Source organism: Paenibacillus sp. AD87 (assembly GCF_001659845.1).
Taxonomy (GTDB): domain Bacteria; phylum Bacillota; class Bacilli; order Paenibacillales; family Paenibacillaceae; genus Paenibacillus; species Paenibacillus marchantiae.
Map to the genome: position 1 here is coordinate 339,175 of NZ_LXQN01000007.1, position 20,087 is coordinate 359,261.

Below are 20,087 nucleotides of genomic sequence, written 5' to 3' on the forward strand. Positions count from 1 at the left end.
ACTTTAGGTAGAGTATTAAGGGGGGCATCGCCATGACCAGAGAACGTTTCCCTTCTGTTCACGCTGCCACGTGGAGCGGGATCGCCGGGAATTTGACACTTGCAGTAATCAAGGCTGGGTTCGGTTATATGGCAAACAGCAAATCGTTGCTTGCAGACGGCCTTCACTCTGCTTCAGAAGCTGCTTCTTCATTGTCCGGCCTCTTTCCCTCGAAGTCTGTACAAACAAAAAGAAAGGCTCGTAGGGAGCGGTCAAAGGAACATTCACGTATCGCGAGACCTGGAATTTCGGTATTATTATCTGTGCTCATCCTTATGGGAGGTTTGCAGATCGCCATCTCCGCTTTGAGTAGTTTGTCTGGAGATGAACCAGAATCGCTAGAGAAGTATACCCATGCACTTGTGGTAGCTTTTGCAGCATTGGCTGTGAAAGAAGCAATCTTTCAATATCAATACCGATATTTCCGTAAACGAAATCAATCGCAGGCTCTCGCTTATGCACAGCAACATCGTCGGGCACTTTACTGTTCACTTATCGTCTTGGTCGGTATAGTAGGTTCCATGACAGGAGAAACGATGGGATGGAGTATTCTTCGATATATGGATCCCACAGCTGCATTGATAGCTTCCTGTTTTGTACTTCACAAAGGCTACAGAATGATTGTGGATACCGTATATGGTTCACTTGTTCAGGAACTGGAACAGGAAGAAGCACTTGACTTCAAAGAGACGGTGCAGCGTGTATATGGCATTATTACGATTGAACATCTGGTAGCACGTGAACAGGAACATGATGTTACGATTGAACTGGTCATTAGTGTGAACCCTAGAATTTCCGTGCTCGAGGCACAAGAGATTGCGAACCGGGCGAAGACACTTCTCTTAACTCGTTTCAGTCATGTGAAAGAAGTACAGATCCAGGCTGTACCTTATGATCCTGGATATCCTTATAAATCCAATCATGAACTGCCAGATCCTGAAGCGACATTAATTCAGTAATGAAGCTTGGTTCAGTAGATCAGGAAAGGAGAGTTATCATTGCTTTATTCGCAATACCGGTGGAACACACCGAATATCGATTTGGAGGCGGCTGCGGGACTCTCGCAGGCGCTTTCCGTTTCATCACTTGTTGGACGTTTGCTGGTCAGTCGGGGGGTTCATAATGAATCAGAGGCAGAACAATTTCTGCATCCTGATCTGAATCAGATGCATGATCCTTATCTGCTTCTAGGCATGAAAGAAGCTGTGCCCCGAATCCAGCAGGCTATTGAGCGTGAAGAACATATTTTAATATATGGGGACTACGATGCGGATGGAGTATCCAGTACATCTCTGATGATCCATCTGATGCGTTATCTCGGTGCTTCTTATGATATCTATATTCCTCATCGTTCCAATGAAGGCTACGGGTTACACAATCACGCCTTGGATTGGGCTCATCAACAAGGAGTCACGCTGGTGATTACGGTAGATACCGGAATCAGTGCGGTAGAGCAGATTGCTTATGCTGCAACACTGGGAATGGAAGTCATTGTGACGGATCACCATGAACCACCTGAAGTTTTGCCTGAGGCTTATACGCTCATTAATCCCAAGCTTCCGGACTGTCCTTACCCTTTTAAAGGGTTAGCTGGTGCGGGTGTAGCGCTGAAGCTAGCTCAGGCATTGATCGGAGAAGTGCCTGGAGAATGGATGGAAATTGCCGCTATTGGTACGGTTGCCGATTTGATGCCTTTGGAAGGCGAGAACCGGGTTATCGTCAGTTATGGTGTTGAGTCCATGCGAGGTACACGTCTGCCTGGTGTAAGTGCTCTGCTTGAAATTAGTGGTGTGGATCAAACTCAGGTCACCTCAATTAATATTGCCTTTGCAATGGCTCCGCGTATTAATGCAAGCGGACGTCTGGATCATGCCGGCCGAGCCGTATCGCTGCTTACAACCGAGGATCTGGATGAGGCACACACTCTGGCAGGCCAACTGGATTTGCTGAATCGCGAAAGGCAACAGGTTGTTGAGGGTATACTTCTGGAAGCGACAGCCCAGTTGGAGCAGAAAATCCAGCTTAATTCCGGAGCAGTGCCGGACGTCATCGTTTTGGCGGGAGAAGGCTGGAATGTTGGAGTTGTAGGTATTGTTGCTTCCAAGTTACTTGAACGGTATTATCGGCCAACGCTTATCCTGGGCATTGACCCGGAGAGCGGCGCTTGTAAAGGCTCAGCACGCTCCATAGAGGGGCTGGACATCTATGAGGCATTAACTGCTTGCAAACACACGATGGACCATTATGGTGGTCATCCGGCTGCAGCAGGCATGAGCCTTCACCGTGATCAACTTAAAGAGCTGGAAGCCGGGCTGAATGAGTTTGCAGCATCCGTGCTGACGGAGGAGGACTTTGTGCCCCATCGTCTTGCAGATGACGAATGCAGAATTAGTGATGTGCCACTACAGGTCATTCAAGAGATCGACAGACTTCAGCCGTTTGGCATGAGTAATCCTTCTCCACGTTTTGTATTGCGCGATGTGACTGTAAAAGAAACACGGACGATGGGACGTGAAAAACGCCATCTGAAACTGGTTTTGGAGCAGGATGGTCAGCAATTGGAGACGGTCGCTTTTGGCAAGGGAGCATTGGCTGAGTTCCTGCCTCCAGGCTCCATCATTGATGTTATGGGCGAGTTGTCCGTTAATGAGTGGAACGGGATGAGGAAACCACAATTAATGCTGCAGGACATCCAGGTTCCACATGCGCAAGTGTTTGATTTGCGAGGTAGTACGGAGCCTCTGAACGCGATGAAGCAGTTCTTGAGTTCACTTGAAATACATCTACGTTACAAGTCAGGCTCAATTGGTGCCATCGTTCGGAAGGAAACGAATGTTTCCGAGGGAAATTCATTGTATGAACCGTGCCTTTGGGTATATGATAGAAAGGTCGGTTTGTTTCCGTGCAATGCTGCCGCGCAGCATTATGGGCAGGAACAGGTCCGGACGTTATTTGTGTTTGATACGCCGGAAACCCCGGAACAACTTGATGCAATGCTGGCTTTATTCAGCGGAGCCGAGAATATCATCCTTCTGCACGGATCAGGCAACCGCCGAGATCGCCTTCAGATGCCTTCCAGAGAACTCTTCAAGCGTATTTATATGCTGGTGTCCAAATGGAGAGCTGAACCCGTGGAGGAACAAGAGATCACTCCTGTGCTCAGTCGTCAGTGTGGCTGCTCGCCGCGCATGATTACCATGATGTTGGATGTTTTTGAGGAGTTATCGTTCATTACCCGAGAAGCTGGAAAGATTGTGTTTGTGGATAACCCGCCCAAACGTGAGCTAACCGCTTCGCGTCATTATCAGGCGCTGGAGAGCATGGCCGAGACAGAGCAGGTGATGCTGGATGCATCGACCCCTCAGCTGACACAATGGATGATATCCCGGATGAAGGGCGTATCTTAGATAGAAGTTGTGCTATTTATTTTAGGAGGAGATTATTTTGGATTTTAAAGATTATATTCGTGTCATTCCTGACTTTCCACAACCGGGAATCAGCTTCAAAGACATTACGACATTGTTGAAGGATGGAGAAATGTACCGCAAGGCGATCAATGAGCTGAAAGTAATGGTTTCGGATCTCAAAATTGACGTTATTGCCGGACCTGAAGCACGTGGATTCGTTGTGGGCGCTCCTCTGGCGTACGCTCTGGGTGTCGGTTTTGCTCCGATCCGTAAAAGCGGAAAATTGCCTGGAGAGACGATCGAAGTCGGTTATGATCTTGAATATGGCAAAGATACGCTTGCTATGCATACAGATGCGATCGAAAAAGGACAAAATGTCCTGATTGCTGATGATCTGCTGGCGACAGGCGGAACTATTGCTACCTCCATTAACCTGATTGAACAATTGGGTGGCAAGATTGTAGGTGCAGCATTCCTCATTGAGCTGTCTGATTTGAATGGACGTGCAAAATTGCCAGGAATTGATGTATTTACATTGATGAACTACTAGAATTCCGGCATTCATTGCTGTTAAATCACGTGAACTGGATCTCCCGTTTCCCGGGAAATAATATACAGCATTAACTATTTGCAAAAAAAGCCTGTCTCTCAACCCGTAAAGGTTAGAGAGCAGGCTTTTTGCGTTGTATGAGTATAAAATGAAGAATGAATAAACATTGTTCGTTCAGACCGATCGGCAAGAAATCAATCCGGAGTTTTCTCGGTTAAAGGCTGTTTCTCCGTTTGATCATTCGACCAACCCAGTACTTCAAATAATTTAAACAACAAGCTCAGCAGAATTCCGACGATGGTTGCCAGAGCCATTCCCTTGAGATGAATACCATAAAACGTGATTTCAGTACCACTAAGTCCGATGACGAGTACAAGGGTAGTTAGCAACAGGTTGGTCGGTTTGGCAAAATCCACTTTCTGTTCGACTAGTATACGCAAACCGGATGCCGCAATAACTCCGAACAGAAGCAAAGATACACCACCCATAACAGGAACGGGAATGTTAGCTATAAGTGCCGAGAACGTACCTGAGAACGAAAGCACGATTGCAATAACGGCTGCGCCGCCAATAACATATGTCGAGTAAACCCGGGTCAGAGCCATAACCCCAATATTCTCACCATAAGTAGTATTCGGTGTGGATCCTACAAAACCGGAAAGAATGGTTGAAACGCCGTTCCCAAGCAGGGAGCGATGCAGACCTGGGTCCTTGGACAAATCTTTGCCTACAATGCTGCTCGTTACAAGCAGATGTCCGATGTGCTCAACAATGACAACGAGTGCCACAGGCAAAATGGTGAAGATGACAGACCAATCAAATGTCGGTGTTGTTACTGTAGGCAGCGAGATAAAGTCAGCGTTCGCTATATTCTCGGTTTTTACCTCACCCATAAAGTATCCAAGCACGTAACCGGATACAATCCCGATTAGAATGTGAATGATCTTGGGGAACCCACGGAAGGTTACTGCACCAATAACAGTGATACCAAGAGTAACCATGGCTAAAATAATTGGTTTTGCTTGAGGTACCCAGTCTGGGTTCTCAGTAGGGTTTGAATTGATCAGCCCAGCCATTCCGGCTGCTACAGGGACAAGCTCGAGGCCGATTAGGGCAACAATGGCACCCATAACCGCTGGCGGGAAAACCACATTAATCCAGCCTGTTCCCGCATACTTGATGATAAGAGCTACAATGCAGAAAATAATTCCCGTTACGATGAACGCTCCAAGTGCCATGGAGTATCCGTTATCAGGGTGTGCTATTAATACGGAAGAAACAGGTGCGATAAAAGCAAAGCTTGACCCAAGATAGGCCGGAATCTTTCCTTTACACATGAGTATGTACAACAATGTTCCAATACCGTTCATAAGCAAGATCATACTTGGATCGACACCGAACAGGTTCGGCACGAGTACCGTACTGCCAAACATGGCGAACAAATGCTGGAGACTCAGCAGCGATCCTGAGCCAAGCGGCATTTTTTGATTAACCTGAATTTCACGTTGCAATGAATGTTCATCTCCTTTTTTCCGAAACACAAATCTTCAATATAGTACAGAGTTTCTCTTCATTTAGCAATAACATTTTTCCACTAAGCATGGCGGAACCATTTTTATTTTGAGAATTGATCCTTCTATTTCGGCAAATAATGGTAATAATACATAGTAAATGAGGATGATTTCCAACCTCTGTTGAATATCTGGCAACATCTTTGAGGAATGACACATATCGTATAAAAAAATTGGATATGTGCTCTTATTCGTCAGTAGTTGACGGGAAACGGGCGAAGCGTCATAATTATAGGAAATTACTTTTACGGGGAACCTGTGTTGATATTATGTCACGGGTTCCATTTTGTATAGAAAGGACACGGAACAGATCAGAATGGGCATAGAGCAATTACTCGAGAAGGCCGGGGCATATATCAAAGAACCCGATCTGGTGCGCATACGAGAAGCTTACGAATTTGCTGATCAGGCCCACCATGGACAGACGCGAAAATCGGGAGAACCGTATATTCTGCATCCGCTTGCGGTTGCCGATATTGTTGTAAACATGCAGATGGACACCATCTCCATAATTGCAGCGCTTCTTCATGATGTAGTAGAGGATACTACGGTTTCACTTGAAGAAATCCGCAATCATTTCGGCAATACGTGTGCCATGCTTGTTGACGGCTTGACGAAGCTGGAACGTATTCAGTTTCGCTCCAAGGAAGAACAGCAGAACGAGAACTACCGCAAAATGTTCATCGCCATGGCGCAGGACATCCGTGTCATCGTGATCAAATTGGCTGACCGTCTGCATAATATGCGGACACTCAAGTTTCAGTCGGAAGAAAGCCAGCGCCGGATTTCATATGAAACGTTGGAGATTTTCTGTCCGATTGCGAACCGTCTGGGTATCTCTGCAATCAAATGGGAAATGGAGGACATCGCCCTCCGTTATTTGAATCCGCAGCAATATTACCGAATTGCAAACCTGATGCACAAGAAGCGTGCGGAACGTGAGCAATATATTGATACGGTTATGGACGGTATTACAAGCAAGCTGGATGAGATGGGAATTCAGGCAGATCTGTCGGGACGTCCTAAGCACATCTACAGCGTGTTCAAAAAAATGACAACGAAAAACAAACAGTTTAACGAGATTTATGATCTGCTTGCGATTCGTATTATTGTGGATAACATCAAGGATTGTTATGCTACCCTCGGCATTATACACACGTTATGGAAACCAATGCCTGGACGTTTCAAGGACTATATCGCGATGCCAAAGGCGAACATGTATCAATCGCTGCATACCACGGTCGTAGGTCCGAATGGGGAACCGACTGAAGTTCAAATTCGGACATGGGATATGCACCGCACCGCTGAATTCGGTATTGCTGCCCACTGGGCCTACAAGGAAGGCGCTGCGAACGGAAACGGAAATAATTTTGAAGATAAAATTACGTTTTTCCGCGAGATTCTTGAACTTCAAAATGAAGCGCAGGATGCGTCTGAATTTGTAGAATCGCTTAAAATGGATTTCTTCTCGGATCTGGTGTTTGTATTCACGCCAAAAGGTGAAGTTATCGAACTGCCTACTGGATCTGTTCCATTGGATTTTGCATATAGAATCCATACAGAGGTGGGTAACCGGACGATTGGTGCCAAAGTAAATGGTCGTATCGTTCCACTCGATTATCATCTCAAAACAGGTGATATCATTGAAATTTTGACGTCCAAACATTCTTACGGACCGAGCCAGGACTGGCTTAAAATTGCAAAATCCTCTCACGCACGAGCGAAGATCAAGCAATGGTTCAAGAAGGAACGACGGGAAGAAAACGTTGAAAAAGGACGCGACAGTTGTGAACGTGAACTCAAGCGCATGGGACTTGATCCATCTGCTTGGATGACTGACGATAAGTTGCAGGAAGCAGCCAAGAAGTATGCCTTCAATGATATTGAGGATATGCTCGCAGCTGTTGGATTCGGTGGCATTACGGCTGCACAGATCGTGACCAAAGCAACGGAGAAACTTCGCAAGGAGCAGGAAGAATCCAGCTTGCTTGAACTGAACTCCGAAATGCGTGAGCTGAAGCCTGCACCTGAACGCAAAAATCGTCCGACGAATGGCATTCGTGTCAAAGGTATAGACAATTTGCTTGTTCGTTTTGCGCGCTGTTGTAACCCTGTACCAGGAGATGCTATTATCGGGTATGTTACACGTGGACGTGGGGTTTCGGTGCATCGAACGGACTGTCCAAATATTCCTTCCAGTACGGATGGGGAAGAAGCAGCTCGCGTCATTGAAGTCGAGTGGGAAGAGAATATTGAAGCCAACTACAGTGTGGATATTGAGATTACGGGCCATGATCGCAATGGCTTGCTCAATGAAGTGCTTCAGGCTGTTTCTGAAAGTAAAACCAATATATCTGCCGTCACCGGACGTACAGATAAAAATAAATTAGCATTGGTGCACGTCACAATTCTGATTCGTAATACGGAGCATCTGCATTCGGTTGTGGAACGGATCAAACGGGTGAAAGATGTCTATTCTGTGCATCGGATTATGCAGTAAGGAGCCTGTAAGATGAGGGTGCTTGTACAACGCTGTAAAGAGGCTCAGGTGACCGTTGGAGAAGAACTGACGGGAAGAATTGAATCCGGATTGATGTTGCTCGTGGGAATTACACATGAGGATACGGAGAAGGATGCCATATATTTGGCAGACAAAATCGCTGGACTTCGTATCTTTGAAGATGAGCAGGAAAAGATGAATCTCAGTCTGATCGATGTGGGCGGGGCTGTATTATCTGTCTCACAATTTACATTGTACGGAGATTGTCGCAAAGGAAAACGTCCAAGCTTTGCAGCTGCAGCCAGACCTGAAGCGGCAGAATTGTTGTATGAAACGTTTAATCAGCTGTTACGTGATAAAGGAATTCAGGTGGAAACCGGACGTTTCGGAGCGATGATGGATGTGACTTTCACGAATTGGGGACCGGTGACTTTAATGCTCGAAAGCCCTATTCGTCAAGAAACACATGCATAATTGGTTGGGGAACAGGCCATAATGAGGGTTAATTCGGTTCATTAACATAAGATGATCAAAGGAGTATCCCACCCACTATGCGCCAATCCGTTAAGGAAACACGTTCCCGAATAGAACCTCTGCTTCTGCCTGGAAACCTGTATGAGTCCCTGAAGCTTGCCCGCGCTGCTGCCGAGTGTACAACAACGGTTTGGGCCCTTCAGGATTCGGACAAAGGGGAGCAGAGCCGTCTTCCGCGTGACTGAGTGCTGACCATTTGGAATGAATGAAAAGTCTTGATTCGATCATCGAATCAGGGCTTTTTTTGTTATGGAACTTAACTGTAGCTGAATCAGATGGTCTGATCAAAGTCAAAATAATACAGGCTCGTCATGTTATAAACGGCTCTGGTTAGGGTAATAACAGAACGAGGCACGATGGCGTGCCAGGTTCAGTATTTATTACGGGCAATGAACAAGAAATGTACACCAACAATTTCTGCGAATACCCGATTTCAAGAAATTTCGAACACGGAAAGGAGAACATACGTTATGAGTAAAGTTGCTTTTTTATTGGCGAATGATTTTGAAGATTCGGAAATGCAGGTTCCATATGATGAGGTAAAAAAAGCCAGACACGACGTGGAAATTATCGGCTTGAAAGCAGGAGAGACGCTGAAAGGTAAAGGTGGTAAAGCCTCCTATACTTCGGACAAAGCGATCGCTGAGGTCTCGGCTTCGGATTACGACGCAGTTGTCATTCCTGGTGGATCTTCTCCTGAAAATTTGCGTACAGACGCACATATCCTGAAATTCGTAACGGAGATCAACAGTGCGAAGAAACCTATCGCGGCGATCTGCCACGGTCCGCAAATTCTGGCAAGTGCGAATCTGTTGAAAGGCCGTACGATTACAGCCTATCCTCCGCTCAAGGATGATATGGTGAACGCTGGGGCAGAATTCAAGGATCATGAAGCTGTTGTAGATGGGAATTATATTACATCCCGTACGCCTGCCGATGAACCGGCATTTGTCCGCGAGTTGTTAAAAGTCATTTAATGACTTGGGGCGGACCGTACGATAATGTGATTACTGATTAAAATGAAGATTGAAGCTCAAAGCTTCTAAGTTTTCGTTACACCAAGCATTTATTCCGATAAAGGAGGGTTTGACATGACAAAACATATTCAGGCGTATTTTCGGACCGAGGACGAGGCAGAGGGGGCAAGAACCTCACTTCAGGCGTTCCGTACAGAGCATTTGGAGGTAGGGCAACTGGATAGCGCGGTTGGCAGAGACAAACGGATTATGGTACCTCTGGTGCCTTATAACACAGCGGGTGGCGTAGGAACGAATGGAGCCATGGGAGTGGGTGCAGCACCTGGGGTTCCCGCCAGCGAAAATGTAATCCCGGTCGTCAGCAATGTGGATCGTGATACCGAGCGAGGTTCACGAGATAATGTCAATGAGGATGGCGATCTGTTGAATGCTGCGGATGTGTCCTCGGCTGACTATGACGATCTGCATTATGTTTTGTCTGCCAAAGTAAGGGATGAGGATTATGAGGAAATCGTTCATAAACTTCGTTCCAACCAAGCTTATGTGGAAGAATTGAATTAATATGTAGTATGAAGCCCTTGCAGGGTCTGACTTCCATGTCAGGGCCATCTGCAGGGGCTTTTGTAATGGAGAAAACAACAAATTATAAAGCGCTATCATTTTTGTAATATTACTGTAATATTAGTTACATAAGCCTTTAACATAGCCCGTTTATAATAACACACATGACCCCCTTTTTTTATATATCCTTTGAGCCTGCACACCGTGTGCAGGTTTTTTTTTTTGAAATGAGAATTTATATGTTTTGGGCGAAGCTTACCCCTTATTTAAATTTTTTGCTAGAATAGAGAAATGGGTTAATGTATTTTAAATCGCATTTTTTTCATAGTTGGGCTATATTGGACGGTAAATCAAGCTTCCAGCGATTGGGCTCAGGCAAATCCAATCCTATGATCGAGAGTATGAGGAATTCATCGCCAGAGTGATCGTTATATTCTAGATGAACATATACTCGCTGAAACGGCCCCGCCCTTATATAAGGGCGGCAACCGTTTCTGCTTGATGCTAGAAATTGTAAGTTATATAGAATGCCTCGTTTGAGAAATGACACCTATAATGCTAAAGCAACAGTGTTCTCATGCGAATGGCTAGTGACAGATTTAAGGGGGAATTAGTTTTGAGTAAGGTTGGAAGAAATGATTTATGCCCGTGCGGAAGCGGGAAAAAATATAAGAAATGCTGTCTGGGCAAGGAGCCTTCTGCGGTAGAATCCATACTGGGGCTGATATCAACGGAGCAGCATGTCCAGGAAGTCTCGATTCAGCCTGAGAGCAAACTAACCTTGACCAAACTGAAAAAGATGGTGGAGCGCGAACTGAAATGGGAGCATCAGGCTCACGAACAGCTGGCCCTGCAGCTTATTGAGAACATGAGGAACCATTACGAGCGGGAGCTGATATTGGAAGCTCTGGTGCTATGGAATGGCTATTCCCGTCAGACCCGCCCTACTGTGAAGAAGACAGGCTCGTTCTTTGCTGCAATCGAGTACTTGCTGTCTGAGGAATACGGCTTCAATGTTTCGAAGGCTGAGCTGTCAGATAAATATGAGGTAACGACATCAACGATCTCCCGAAAGGTTAAGGAGATGTTCGAATACATCGAAGAATACGGCATGGGTGGCGAAACGGACGAGCTGATGATTCTGAACAGCCTAGGTACATCGAAGGACAAAGCGCAGGCTCTGCTACATAAGGCGATGGAAGCTAGTTCTTCCAAACGCAGAATACAGCTGGCGAAAACGGCCCTGGAGATGTATTCAGACAGCTCTGATGCATATCGTATTCTGGCTGAGGAATCGGACAATGAGTCTGATGCACGAGCTTACCTCAAGGCCGGAATCGCTGCTGGCGAACGCGAATTGGGCGAACTGTTTTTTGAGGAGAACAAGGGGGACTTCTGGGCGCTTCATGAGACTCGTCCATATATCCGGATATGCAAAAGCTACGCCGAATCCTGCTGGTTTGGTGGAGATACCAACGAAGCGGCACAAATCCTGGAGCATATTTTGGAGCTTAATACGGAAGACAATACCGGAGCGCGTTACCTGCTCGCTGCTGTGTATTTGTACAGCAACCAATTGGAGCAGGCAGAGCAACTGATGGAGAAGTATGGGAAAGGTGACGCTGCAGCCGCCTTTGCCTATGACCAGATCATTCTTGAGTATAAGAAGAACGGAATCACCTCCCAGCTCAAAATGCTGTACCGTGTGGCCCGGGGTGTGAACAAGCATGTGCCTGATTATCTGCTGGGTTTGAAGCAGCTGCCGTATAACCTCCCTGATTTTGTCGGGATGGGCAATTCCGACGAAGCGATTGAATATGTCATTATGCACTCCCGTCTATGGGCGAATGTGCCGGATCTGCTGAAGTGGATGCTGAAACAATAGAGATATAAGAAGGTAAAAGAAGTTGGAATTCATTTGATGAGTCCAGCTTCTATTAGCCTTGATTTCTATGGACTCCACATCCCGTACGACGTGTGAATATTTTTTTCTAGTGCTATCTTTTTGTGTTAGCCCTTGACTTTAGCACTGCGGTTCATTACAATCAGAAAATAAATTAACTTTAAACGTTATATAATAACTTTAAACGATATAACTTGATGATTTGATGACGGGACCAAGTACTCCGTGCCCACATGAACAGAGAAGAATCCCTTGGCTGTAAGGATTCTCTTGATGAGCGGACGAATGACTTCCCTGAGAACAGACAGCGAACACATTAGATTTACATCTGATGGTTATTAGCTGGCCTGCGCAGGGCGTGCGTTATACGTAGAGCGGAATGATCTGTATGATCGGATTGCCTGGAGCAACCTTAGATCATTACATGATCACCTGAACGGCGAAAGTGTCAGGGATTCCGGAATGTGGGTGGTACCACGGGTGAATGTGTAAACACAATCCCTCGTCCCTTTGTTTGCTGTTTATACAGCGACAGGGCGAGGGATTTTTTTGTTATACAGAGAAAAATAGATGCTGGAGGGATGAAAGATGGCTTTTCAAAAACCGACTGGAACGCAAGACTTGCTGCCTGGTGTTGTGGAAAAGTGGCAGTTCGTAGAGGAAAAAGCGCGTGATCTGTGTCGCCGTTTTAATTACCGTGAGATTCGCACACCGATCTTCGAACAGACTTCTTTATTTGTACGTGGCGTTGGGGAAACAACCGATATTGTTGAAAAAGAAATGTACACCTTCAATGATAAAGGGGACCGCAGCATGACCCTTCGTCCGGAGGGTACAGCGGGTGTTGTCCGCGCTTATGTGGAAAATAAAATTTATGGCGAACCGGATGTGAGCAAGCTCTATTACATCGGTCCGATGTTCCGTTATGAACGTCCGCAAGCAGGTCGCCAGCGTCAGTTCCACCAGTTCGGTGTAGAAGCCATCGGTGCCCTTGATCCAGCGATCGATGCTGAAGTCATTGCGCTTGGGTATCAACTGTGTGTAGAACTGGGATTGAAAGATGTCAAAGTGGAGATCAACTCGGTGGGTAACCCAACTAGCCGTGCTGAATATCGCGAAAAGTTGCTTGGATTCCTCAGACCGATGAAGGACAGCCTGTGCAAGGACTGCCAATCCCGGATGGAACGTAATCCGCTGCGTGTGCTCGACTGCAAAGTTGATCAGGACAAATTCGTAGGGGCACCGTCCATACTGGATAGTCTGGATGAAGAATCATTGAACCACTTTGCCAAGCTGAAAGAGTATCTGGATGATTTCGGCGTAGATTACGCGGTGAACAATCGTCTGGTACGCGGATTGGATTACTACACATTGACTGCTTTTGAACTGAAAGCCCAAGGCATTGGCGCAATTGATACAGTCGGCGGTGGTGGCAGATACAACGGACTCGTTGGAGATATCGGTGGACCGGATCAGCCTGGTATTGGTTTCGGTATCGGTCTGGAGCGTATTCAACTGATTCTGGAACACCAGAACATTGATGTTAGTTCCCTTGCTCCACTGGATGTATATTTTGTTGCTCTCGGTGAAGCTGCCGATCGTGAAGTCAACCGTCAGCTGTTTAAGCTTCGTCAATCAGGTCTGTCTGGTGAACGCGACTATCTCGGTCGCAAGATGAAAGCCCAGATGAAATCTGCCGACCGATTCAAAGCCCGTTACACTGCCATTCTGGGTGATGATGAGCTGGAGCGCGGGGAAATTGCCCTGAAGTCCATGGATACAGGTGAACAACAAACGATGAAGCTGGATGATCTGGTATCTGCTATACGCGGAAGTAAATAAGCACGAGTTTGAAACTGTAAAATAGCAACAATTGATCCGGCGAAATTACGGAGGTTCACCGATGTTTCCGATTAATCGGAAGTTGGAGAGCCAGAGTTAATAACATGCCATTTGAATAAAATCGTCTTCACGCAACCGCACTGTTGAAAAGCGGGCTCTGCCCGCCCATACAGAACGGAAATTCACATAAGAGGAGTTTGGTTATGAAAAGAAGTCATCATTGCGGCGCATTAACACCCGCACACATCGGTGAGACCGTAACATTGAACGGCTGGGTACAGACCCGCCGTGACCTGGGGGGCGTACTGTTTATCGATCTGCGTGACCGCAGCGGAATTGTACAAGTTGTTTTCAACCCGGCTTACTCTGGCGAAGCATTGCAAATCGCTGACAGAGTGCGGAGCGAGTACGTTATCGCAGTAACGGGTAAAGTGGTTAAACGTGACGAAGAGACCGTAAACAAAAACCTGCCTACAGGTGAAATCGAAGTGCAAATTACCGAGATTGAAGTACTGAACGCGGCAAAAACACCTCCATTCTTCATCGAAGATGGTGTGGAAGTCGACGAGTCGCTTCGTTTGAAATATCGTTACCTGGACTTGCGTCGTCCGGAAATGTTTGAAACATTGAAATTGCGTTCCAAAGCATCCAAAGTGTTCCGTGATTATCTGGATGGAGAAGAGTTCGTTGAAGTAGAAACACCAATCCTGACCAAGAGCTCCCCGGAAGGTGCGCGTGATTATCTCGTACCAAGCCGTGTGCATGAAGGTGAATTCTTCGCCCTGCCGCAATCCCCGCAAATTTACAAACAATTGTTGATGGTCGGCGGACTTGAGCGTTACTATCAGATCGCTCGTTGTTTCCGTGATGAAGATTTGCGTGCGGACCGTCAACCGGAATTTACCCAAGTCGACATCGAGACTTCCTTCCTGCAACAGGATGACCTGCTGCCAATGATGGAAGAGCTGATGGCCAAATTGCTGCGTGAAACGAAAGGTATTGAGCTGGAACTGCCTTTCCAACGGATTACGTATGCAGATGCAATGGGTAAATACGGTTCAGACAAACCGGATCTGCGTTTCGGCATGGAATTGGTTGAAATGAACGATATCGTAGCAAACAGTGGTGTGAAAGTATTTGCTTCTGTCATCGAAAAAGGTGGAGAAGTGAAAGTTCTGAACGCCAAAGGCTGTGGTACATGGAGTCGTAAAGAAATCGATGACCTCGGACCATTCGCAGCACGTTACGGTGCAAAAGGATTGGCATGGATTCAAGTCAAAGACGGCGAGTTCAAAGGACCAATCGTGAAGTTCTTTACGCCAGAAGAGATCGAAGCAGTCAAAGAACGTACTGGCGCTGAAGAAGGCGACTTGTTGCTCTTCTCTGCAGACAACAAAAAAGTGGTTGCTGACGTTCTGGGCGCACTTCGTCTGAAAATCGGTCGTCAACTGGGCCTGATTGATGACAGCAAATTCAAATTTGCATGGGTTGTGGACTTCCCATTGCTCGGGTACGATGAAGATGCGAAACGTTATGTAGCAGAACACCATCCGTTCACACGTCCTAAAGACGAAGATGTGCATCTGTTTGACACAGATCCAGGTGCAATTCGCGCTCAAGCCTATGACCTTGTTCTGAATGGTTATGAAGTGGGCGGCGGTTCGATGCGTATCTACAAACGTGATGTTCAGGAAAAAATGTTTGCTGCCCTGGGACTCTCTCCAGAAGTAGCAAACGAGAAATTCGGATATCTGCTCGAAGCATTTGAATACGGAACGCCACCACACGGCGGAATCGCTTTTGGTCTCGACCGTCTGGTGATGCTGCTGGCAGGTCGCACGAATCTGCGTGAAACGATTGCCTTCCCGAAAACGGCAAGTGCAACGGATCTGCTCATGAATGCACCTTCTGAAGTGGATAATTCCCAATTGGAACAACTTCACATCCGCGTAGCCCGTAAACCGGTGGCGGAAAAGAAATAAAGGAGGCATCGATTCTCAATGCTCCATCAATTTTCAAGAACAGAACTGGCAATTGGACCTGAAGGTCTGAACGCCCTGAAAAATAGTACAGTAGCTGTGCTCGGCATCGGCGGCGTGGGCGGTATTGCAGTGGAAGCTCTCGCCCGCAGTGGTGTTGGCCGTATCATTCTGATTGATAAAGACGTAGTGGATATCACAAACATCAATCGTCAGATTCATGCTTTGACCACGACCGTTGGTCAGAAAAAAGCAGATCTGATGGTGGAGCGCGTGAAGCTCATCAATCCGGAGTGCGACGCGATTGCACTGAATATGTTTTACACGGAAGAAACGTATGAGGAATTGTTCAAGTATGAGCTGGATTATGTGTTGGATGCTTCTGACACGATTATTTACAAAATCCACCTTATCAAGGAATGCCTGAAACGTAAGATTCCGGTCATTTCCAGCATGGGTGCGGCAAACAAAATGGACCCGACGAAATTCCAGGTTGCGGACATTTCGAAAACGACCATGGACCCGATTGCTCGTGTTGTCCGTACGACACTTCGCAAAGACGGTATTAAAAAAGGTGTGAAAGTGGTCTTTTCAACCGAAAAGCCGCTCAAACCACGCGAAGATGTAACACAGAAAATCGTTCCTGAGAATGCGCCGGAAATTCGCAAGGCCAAACAGCCACCAGCGAGTAACGCCTTTGTTCCTCCGGTAGCTGGACTGATCATGGTCAGCGTGGCCGTCAAGGAACTGATCGAAATTGCAGAGAATAAACAGCAGTAATCTGTTGTGAATGGAAAAGCGTAGGTGCCGACAAGGTACCTGCGCTTTTTTTGCATGCGCAAAACCTTAACAAATGTCAGGGTTACGTGATGTACTTCAATCCCAAAAGCGTGTATGATATGTGGTGCTGTGCGAAATGATGGTAACTGATAACTACATTTGTTCGGCTTACATAGAGAGAGGGGAACGGAACGAATGAAACAAGGATGGATGACCAGACGACTTGGCCTGGAGCCGGGGGACCAGTGGAAGAAGGAAATTGTGGCGGGGGCCATTTCCTATTTTGCCGTGGTATATATCGTAATGGTCAATGCAACAATTCTGGCCGATGCCGGAATGCCGCTACAGGCGGCTATGGTGGGCACTTTGCTGACGTCCATCGCAGGTTGTTTGCTGATGGCATTTGGCGGTAAATCGCCGATTATCGTTGTACCTGGCATGGGCATCAATGCATTTTTTACTTACACACTCGTACATTCGATGAAATTGAGCTGGCAGGAAGCCTTGGCGGTTGTATCCGTCACCGGTGTGCTGTTTGCGGTCGTAGCTTTTACATCGTTATATAAAATGATTAGTGAGGCCATTCCGAAAAACCTGCAGCATGGAATTACGGTGGGGATTGGCTTGTTCCTGACGTTTATTGGTTTGCAAAAAAGCGGAATCGTCATCGCACATCAGACCACATTCGTGGCGATCGGACATTTTAATGATCCTGGAGTGATCACCGCCTGTGTTACTCTTGTGATCGCCTTGATTTTATTTATACGCAATGTACAAGGCGGGCTTCTGATCAGTATTTTGGCGGGAACAGGACTAGCTTATGTGCTTGGCGCCGTGAAACCAGGTGATCCGGTGTCTGCCACAGCAGCATTGCATCAATATGGCGGTTTGTTTGCCCAGCTTTCCTTTGCAAATCTGGTGGATCTATCGTTCTGGATTGCTGTATTTCTGTTGTTGCTGATCGTTGTATTTGAGAACATCGGCCTGATCACAGCCCAAACCCATCTTATTGGTCGCCCCCAAAGATTTAAGGGCAGTTTGCGGGCGCTGTCCATCTCGAATATTTTTGCCGGAATTTTTGGCAGTAGTCCTACTGTAGCTGCGGCGGAGACAACAGCGGGTATAGCAGCAGGTGGACGTACAGGCTTGACTCCACTGGTTACCGCAGTACTGTTTGGTGCAACGTTCTTCTTTATTCCACTGTTGGGTTATATTCCGGACAGTGCTATTGCACCGATTTTGATCATTATTGGCGGCTTAATGGTACAAGATGTGAAGGACATGGATTTCCGTGATTTCACGGAGGCTTTTCCGGCTTTTCTGATCATGGTCATGATTCCATTTACGTATAGCATCGTGGACGGTATGGCATTTGGATTCATTGCGTATCCGGTGGCGAAGCTGGCGGCGGGTCAGGGCAAACAGGTGCCTAAAGTCATGTACGGCATTGCCATCCTGTTTTTGGCCAATTTCGTGCTGCATGGGGTATTGTAAAAGACAGGAAACGTAATGTAAGTTCGTACGTATGATCTCTTGTGAACAAGGGGAGAACGGGGGAAACGGAAATGGAAGAGCAACAACAGGCAGGTCAAGCTGAATCGAAAATAGGAAAAAAAGGATTCAAGGATTTTGTGAAGCTGATTGCTGCCACGAATCCACCGAAACTTATTCTGATCATAGCGTTGATCTTGACACTCATTCAGACGACAGCCGGACTGATTGTCCCGCTGATGACCAAAGGCCTGATTGATGGGCTCACGATGTCTGCGCTGAACAAGTCCGTTATTTTCCTGCTGCTAGGGGCATTTGTTATTCAGGCCATCGCTTCAGGCATCAGCATCTATATGTTGAACTATGCAGGTCAACGGGTGGTTGCGACATTACGAACGAAGCTGTGGAATAAGGTGTTATCCTTGCCGATGCCATATTTCGACCGGAATCGTACGGGTGATACGATGAGTCGAATCACGAATGATACAAGTCAGATTATGACGCTAATTGCGGATTATCTCGTTTCTTTTGTATCCAATATCGTTGCGGTTGTGGGCGGGGTAGCGTTGCTTTTCTATCTGGATTGGGTTATGTCACTTATTATTCTGAGTCTGGTGCCGCTAACGCTGCTGATCCTGCTGCCTGTTGGTCGTAAAATGTACAAGATCTCCAAAAAGCAGCAGGACGAAATGGCAGGTCTTACTTCGGTGCTCAGCCAAGTCATTGGCGAGATTCGTTTGGTGAAAGCTTATGGTACGGAGAAACAGGAGGCGGATGCAGGCGATTCCCGTATTGGGAAGATGTTTGCTTTTGGACTACAGGAAGCTCGGATTTTGGCGTTAATCGGTCCACTCTTTACGTTTGTCATGACGGCTGTACTGGTTGTTATTCTGGGTGTTGGCGGCATGCGGGTGGCTTCTGGCCTGCTGTCTCCGGGTGAACTGGTCGCCTTCATTCTGTTGTTGTTCCAAGTGATTATGCCGATGGGGCAATTTACGACATTGTATTCACGTCTGCAAAAGGTTGTCGGTGCGACAGAACGCATTCAGGCTATTCTGGCACATGAAGAAGAACCGCGCCATAGCACAGCAATTGCTCCTAAGGGCAATGAGACGATTACATTTAACAACCTGCACTTCTCTTATGTAACAGGGGAAGAGGTACTGCATGGAATTAATCTGACCGTTCCGGCCCGTAAAGTGACAGCCATTGTTGGGCCAAGCGGCAGCGGGAAATCAACGCTGTTCTCCCTGTTGGAACAGTTCTATCTTCCGGGGTCGGGCAGTATATCGTATGGTGGACAAGTCATTTCTGATTATTCATTAGCCTCCTGGCGAAGTAAGATTGGATATGTATCACAGGAGAGCCCTTTGATGGCAGGCACAATTAAGGAAAACATGACATACGGACTGGGCCGTGAGGCCAGTATGGATGAAATTAGACAGGCGGCAGAAATGGCGTATTCCTCAGCTTTTATTGATAAACTGCCTCAAGGCTACGATACGGAAGTGGGAGAACGTGGAATCAAGCTCTCCGGCGGTCAACGCCAACGGATCGCTATTGCTCGTGCACTGCTGCGCAGCCCGGATATTCTGATGCTGGATGAAGCGACATCCAGTCTGGATAGCACCTCCGAACATGAAGTGCAGCAAGCCCTGTCCAATCTGATGGAAGGACGAACAACGGTTGTCATTGCACACCGATTGTCCACTGTCGTCGACTCTGATCAGATTGTTGTTCTGGAACAGGGACATGTTACGGGAACAGGAACACATGCGGAGCTAATTAGCAACCATCCGGTATACCGTGAATTGGCACAGAAACAGTTTGTGGCACAGGATGGGAAGCCGGATTCTGAGCCGGCATGATTTAAATAATGACCGTTGTTCTTTTGTTCTTTCCAGAACAGGAACAGCGGTTTCTTTCATTTTGCTTTCCAGGCTACTGTAGCTT

15 protein-coding genes are annotated in these 20,087 nt (G+C 46.9%); 14 read left to right on the forward strand and 1 reads right to left on the reverse strand.

Annotated features, from left to right (window positions below):
- Positions 1–32 precede the first annotated feature (32 nt).
- Genes gpAD87_RS01675 through gpAD87_RS01685 form a run of 3 tightly spaced genes read left to right on the forward strand, consistent with a single transcriptional unit; the run spans position 33 to position 3,996 of the window.
- Positions 33–998 carry a cation diffusion facilitator family transporter gene (locus gpAD87_RS01675; protein WP_064635843.1) on the forward strand — a complete coding sequence of 322 codons (966 nt, stop codon included), beginning with the start codon at positions 33–35 and terminating at the stop codon, positions 996–998.
- Between the two features lie 39 nt (positions 999–1,037).
- The gene (gene recJ, locus gpAD87_RS01680) at positions 1,038–3,446 is read left to right on the forward strand and encodes a single-stranded-DNA-specific exonuclease RecJ (RefSeq protein WP_064635844.1); all 2,409 of its coding nucleotides are present in this window, start codon (positions 1,038–1,040) and stop codon (positions 3,444–3,446) included.
- 37 nt (positions 3,447–3,483) lie between these two features.
- Positions 3,484–3,996, forward strand: coding sequence for an adenine phosphoribosyltransferase (locus tag gpAD87_RS01685; RefSeq protein WP_024633046.1), 513 nt, complete (start codon positions 3,484–3,486; stop codon positions 3,994–3,996).
- Between the two features lie 194 nt (positions 3,997–4,190).
- On the opposite strand, the gene uraA is transcribed toward gpAD87_RS01685, so the two are convergent.
- Positions 4,191–5,507, reverse strand: coding sequence for a uracil permease (gene uraA, locus gpAD87_RS01690; protein ID WP_064635845.1), 1,317 nt, complete (start codon positions 5,505–5,507; stop codon positions 4,191–4,193).
- 376 nt (positions 5,508–5,883) lie between these two features.
- Here uraA and gpAD87_RS01695 point away from each other — a divergent pair, with 376 nt between their 5' ends.
- From gpAD87_RS01695 to gpAD87_RS01740, 11 genes are all read left to right on the forward strand, one after another.
- Entirely contained in the window at positions 5,884–8,067 is a 2,184-nt protein-coding gene (locus gpAD87_RS01695) for a RelA/SpoT family protein (protein WP_063567711.1), read from the forward strand.
- Positions 8,068–8,079: 12 nt separating this feature from the next.
- Entirely contained in the window at positions 8,080–8,541 is a 462-nt protein-coding gene (gene dtd, locus gpAD87_RS01700; RefSeq protein WP_063567712.1) for a D-aminoacyl-tRNA deacylase, read from the forward strand.
- 77 nt (positions 8,542–8,618) lie between these two features.
- Positions 8,619–8,786, forward strand: a complete 168-nt coding sequence (locus gpAD87_RS31695) for a hypothetical protein (protein ID WP_157258400.1) — start codon at positions 8,619–8,621, stop codon at positions 8,784–8,786.
- A gap of 285 nt (positions 8,787–9,071) precedes the next feature.
- On the forward strand, positions 9,072–9,578 hold the full coding sequence (locus tag gpAD87_RS01705; RefSeq protein WP_064635846.1) for a type 1 glutamine amidotransferase domain-containing protein: 507 nt from the start codon (positions 9,072–9,074) through the stop codon (positions 9,576–9,578).
- Positions 9,579–9,692: 114 nt separating this feature from the next.
- A complete protein-coding gene (locus gpAD87_RS01710; protein WP_064635847.1) occupies positions 9,693–10,139 on the forward strand; it encodes a hypothetical protein in 447 nt (148 codons plus the stop codon).
- A 616-nt stretch (positions 10,140–10,755) separates the two neighbouring features.
- A complete protein-coding gene (locus gpAD87_RS01715) occupies positions 10,756–12,024 on the forward strand; it encodes an SEC-C metal-binding domain-containing protein (protein ID WP_064635848.1) in 1,269 nt (422 codons plus the stop codon).
- A gap of 606 nt (positions 12,025–12,630) precedes the next feature.
- Positions 12,631–13,884, forward strand: a complete 1,254-nt coding sequence (gene hisS / locus gpAD87_RS01720) for a histidine--tRNA ligase (protein WP_064635849.1) — start codon at positions 12,631–12,633, stop codon at positions 13,882–13,884.
- 203 nt (positions 13,885–14,087) lie between these two features.
- Positions 14,088–15,866 carry an aspartate--tRNA ligase gene (gene aspS / locus gpAD87_RS01725; protein ID WP_064635850.1) on the forward strand — a complete coding sequence of 593 codons (1,779 nt, stop codon included), beginning with the start codon at positions 14,088–14,090 and terminating at the stop codon, positions 15,864–15,866.
- A gap of 18 nt (positions 15,867–15,884) precedes the next feature.
- A complete protein-coding gene (locus tag gpAD87_RS01730; protein WP_024633055.1) occupies positions 15,885–16,643 on the forward strand; it encodes a tRNA threonylcarbamoyladenosine dehydratase in 759 nt (252 codons plus the stop codon).
- A gap of 195 nt (positions 16,644–16,838) precedes the next feature.
- The gene (locus tag gpAD87_RS01735; RefSeq protein WP_064635851.1) at positions 16,839–18,137 is read left to right on the forward strand and encodes an NCS2 family permease; all 1,299 of its coding nucleotides are present in this window, start codon (positions 16,839–16,841) and stop codon (positions 18,135–18,137) included.
- A gap of 71 nt (positions 18,138–18,208) precedes the next feature.
- A complete protein-coding gene (locus gpAD87_RS01740; protein WP_064635852.1) occupies positions 18,209–20,002 on the forward strand; it encodes an ABC transporter ATP-binding protein in 1,794 nt (597 codons plus the stop codon).
- Positions 20,003–20,087: the final 85 nt, after the last annotated feature.

What these genes read in the sequence shown, in the direction of transcription:
- gpAD87_RS01675 (WP_064635843.1), top strand. Translation starts at nt 33, where the DNA reads ATGACCAGAGAACGTTTCCCTTCTGTTCACGCTGCCACGTGGAGCGGG.
- gpAD87_RS01695 (WP_063567711.1), top strand. Translation starts at nt 5,884, where the DNA reads ATGGGCATAGAGCAATTACTCGAGAAGGCCGGGGCATATATCAAAGAA.
- dtd (WP_063567712.1), top strand. Translation starts at nt 8,080, where the DNA reads ATGAGGGTGCTTGTACAACGCTGTAAAGAGGCTCAGGTGACCGTTGGA.
- gpAD87_RS31695 (WP_157258400.1), top strand. Translation starts at nt 8,619, where the DNA reads ATGCGCCAATCCGTTAAGGAAACACGTTCCCGAATAGAACCTCTGCTT.
- gpAD87_RS01705 (WP_064635846.1), top strand. Translation starts at nt 9,072, where the DNA reads ATGAGTAAAGTTGCTTTTTTATTGGCGAATGATTTTGAAGATTCGGAA.
- gpAD87_RS01710 (WP_064635847.1), top strand. Translation starts at nt 9,693, where the DNA reads ATGACAAAACATATTCAGGCGTATTTTCGGACCGAGGACGAGGCAGAG.
- hisS (WP_064635849.1), top strand. Translation starts at nt 12,631, where the DNA reads ATGGCTTTTCAAAAACCGACTGGAACGCAAGACTTGCTGCCTGGTGTT.
- aspS (WP_064635850.1), top strand. Translation starts at nt 14,088, where the DNA reads ATGAAAAGAAGTCATCATTGCGGCGCATTAACACCCGCACACATCGGT.
- gpAD87_RS01730 (WP_024633055.1), top strand. Translation starts at nt 15,885, where the DNA reads ATGCTCCATCAATTTTCAAGAACAGAACTGGCAATTGGACCTGAAGGT.
- gpAD87_RS01735 (WP_064635851.1), top strand. Translation starts at nt 16,839, where the DNA reads ATGAAACAAGGATGGATGACCAGACGACTTGGCCTGGAGCCGGGGGAC.
- gpAD87_RS01740 (WP_064635852.1), top strand. Translation starts at nt 18,209, where the DNA reads ATGGAAGAGCAACAACAGGCAGGTCAAGCTGAATCGAAAATAGGAAAA.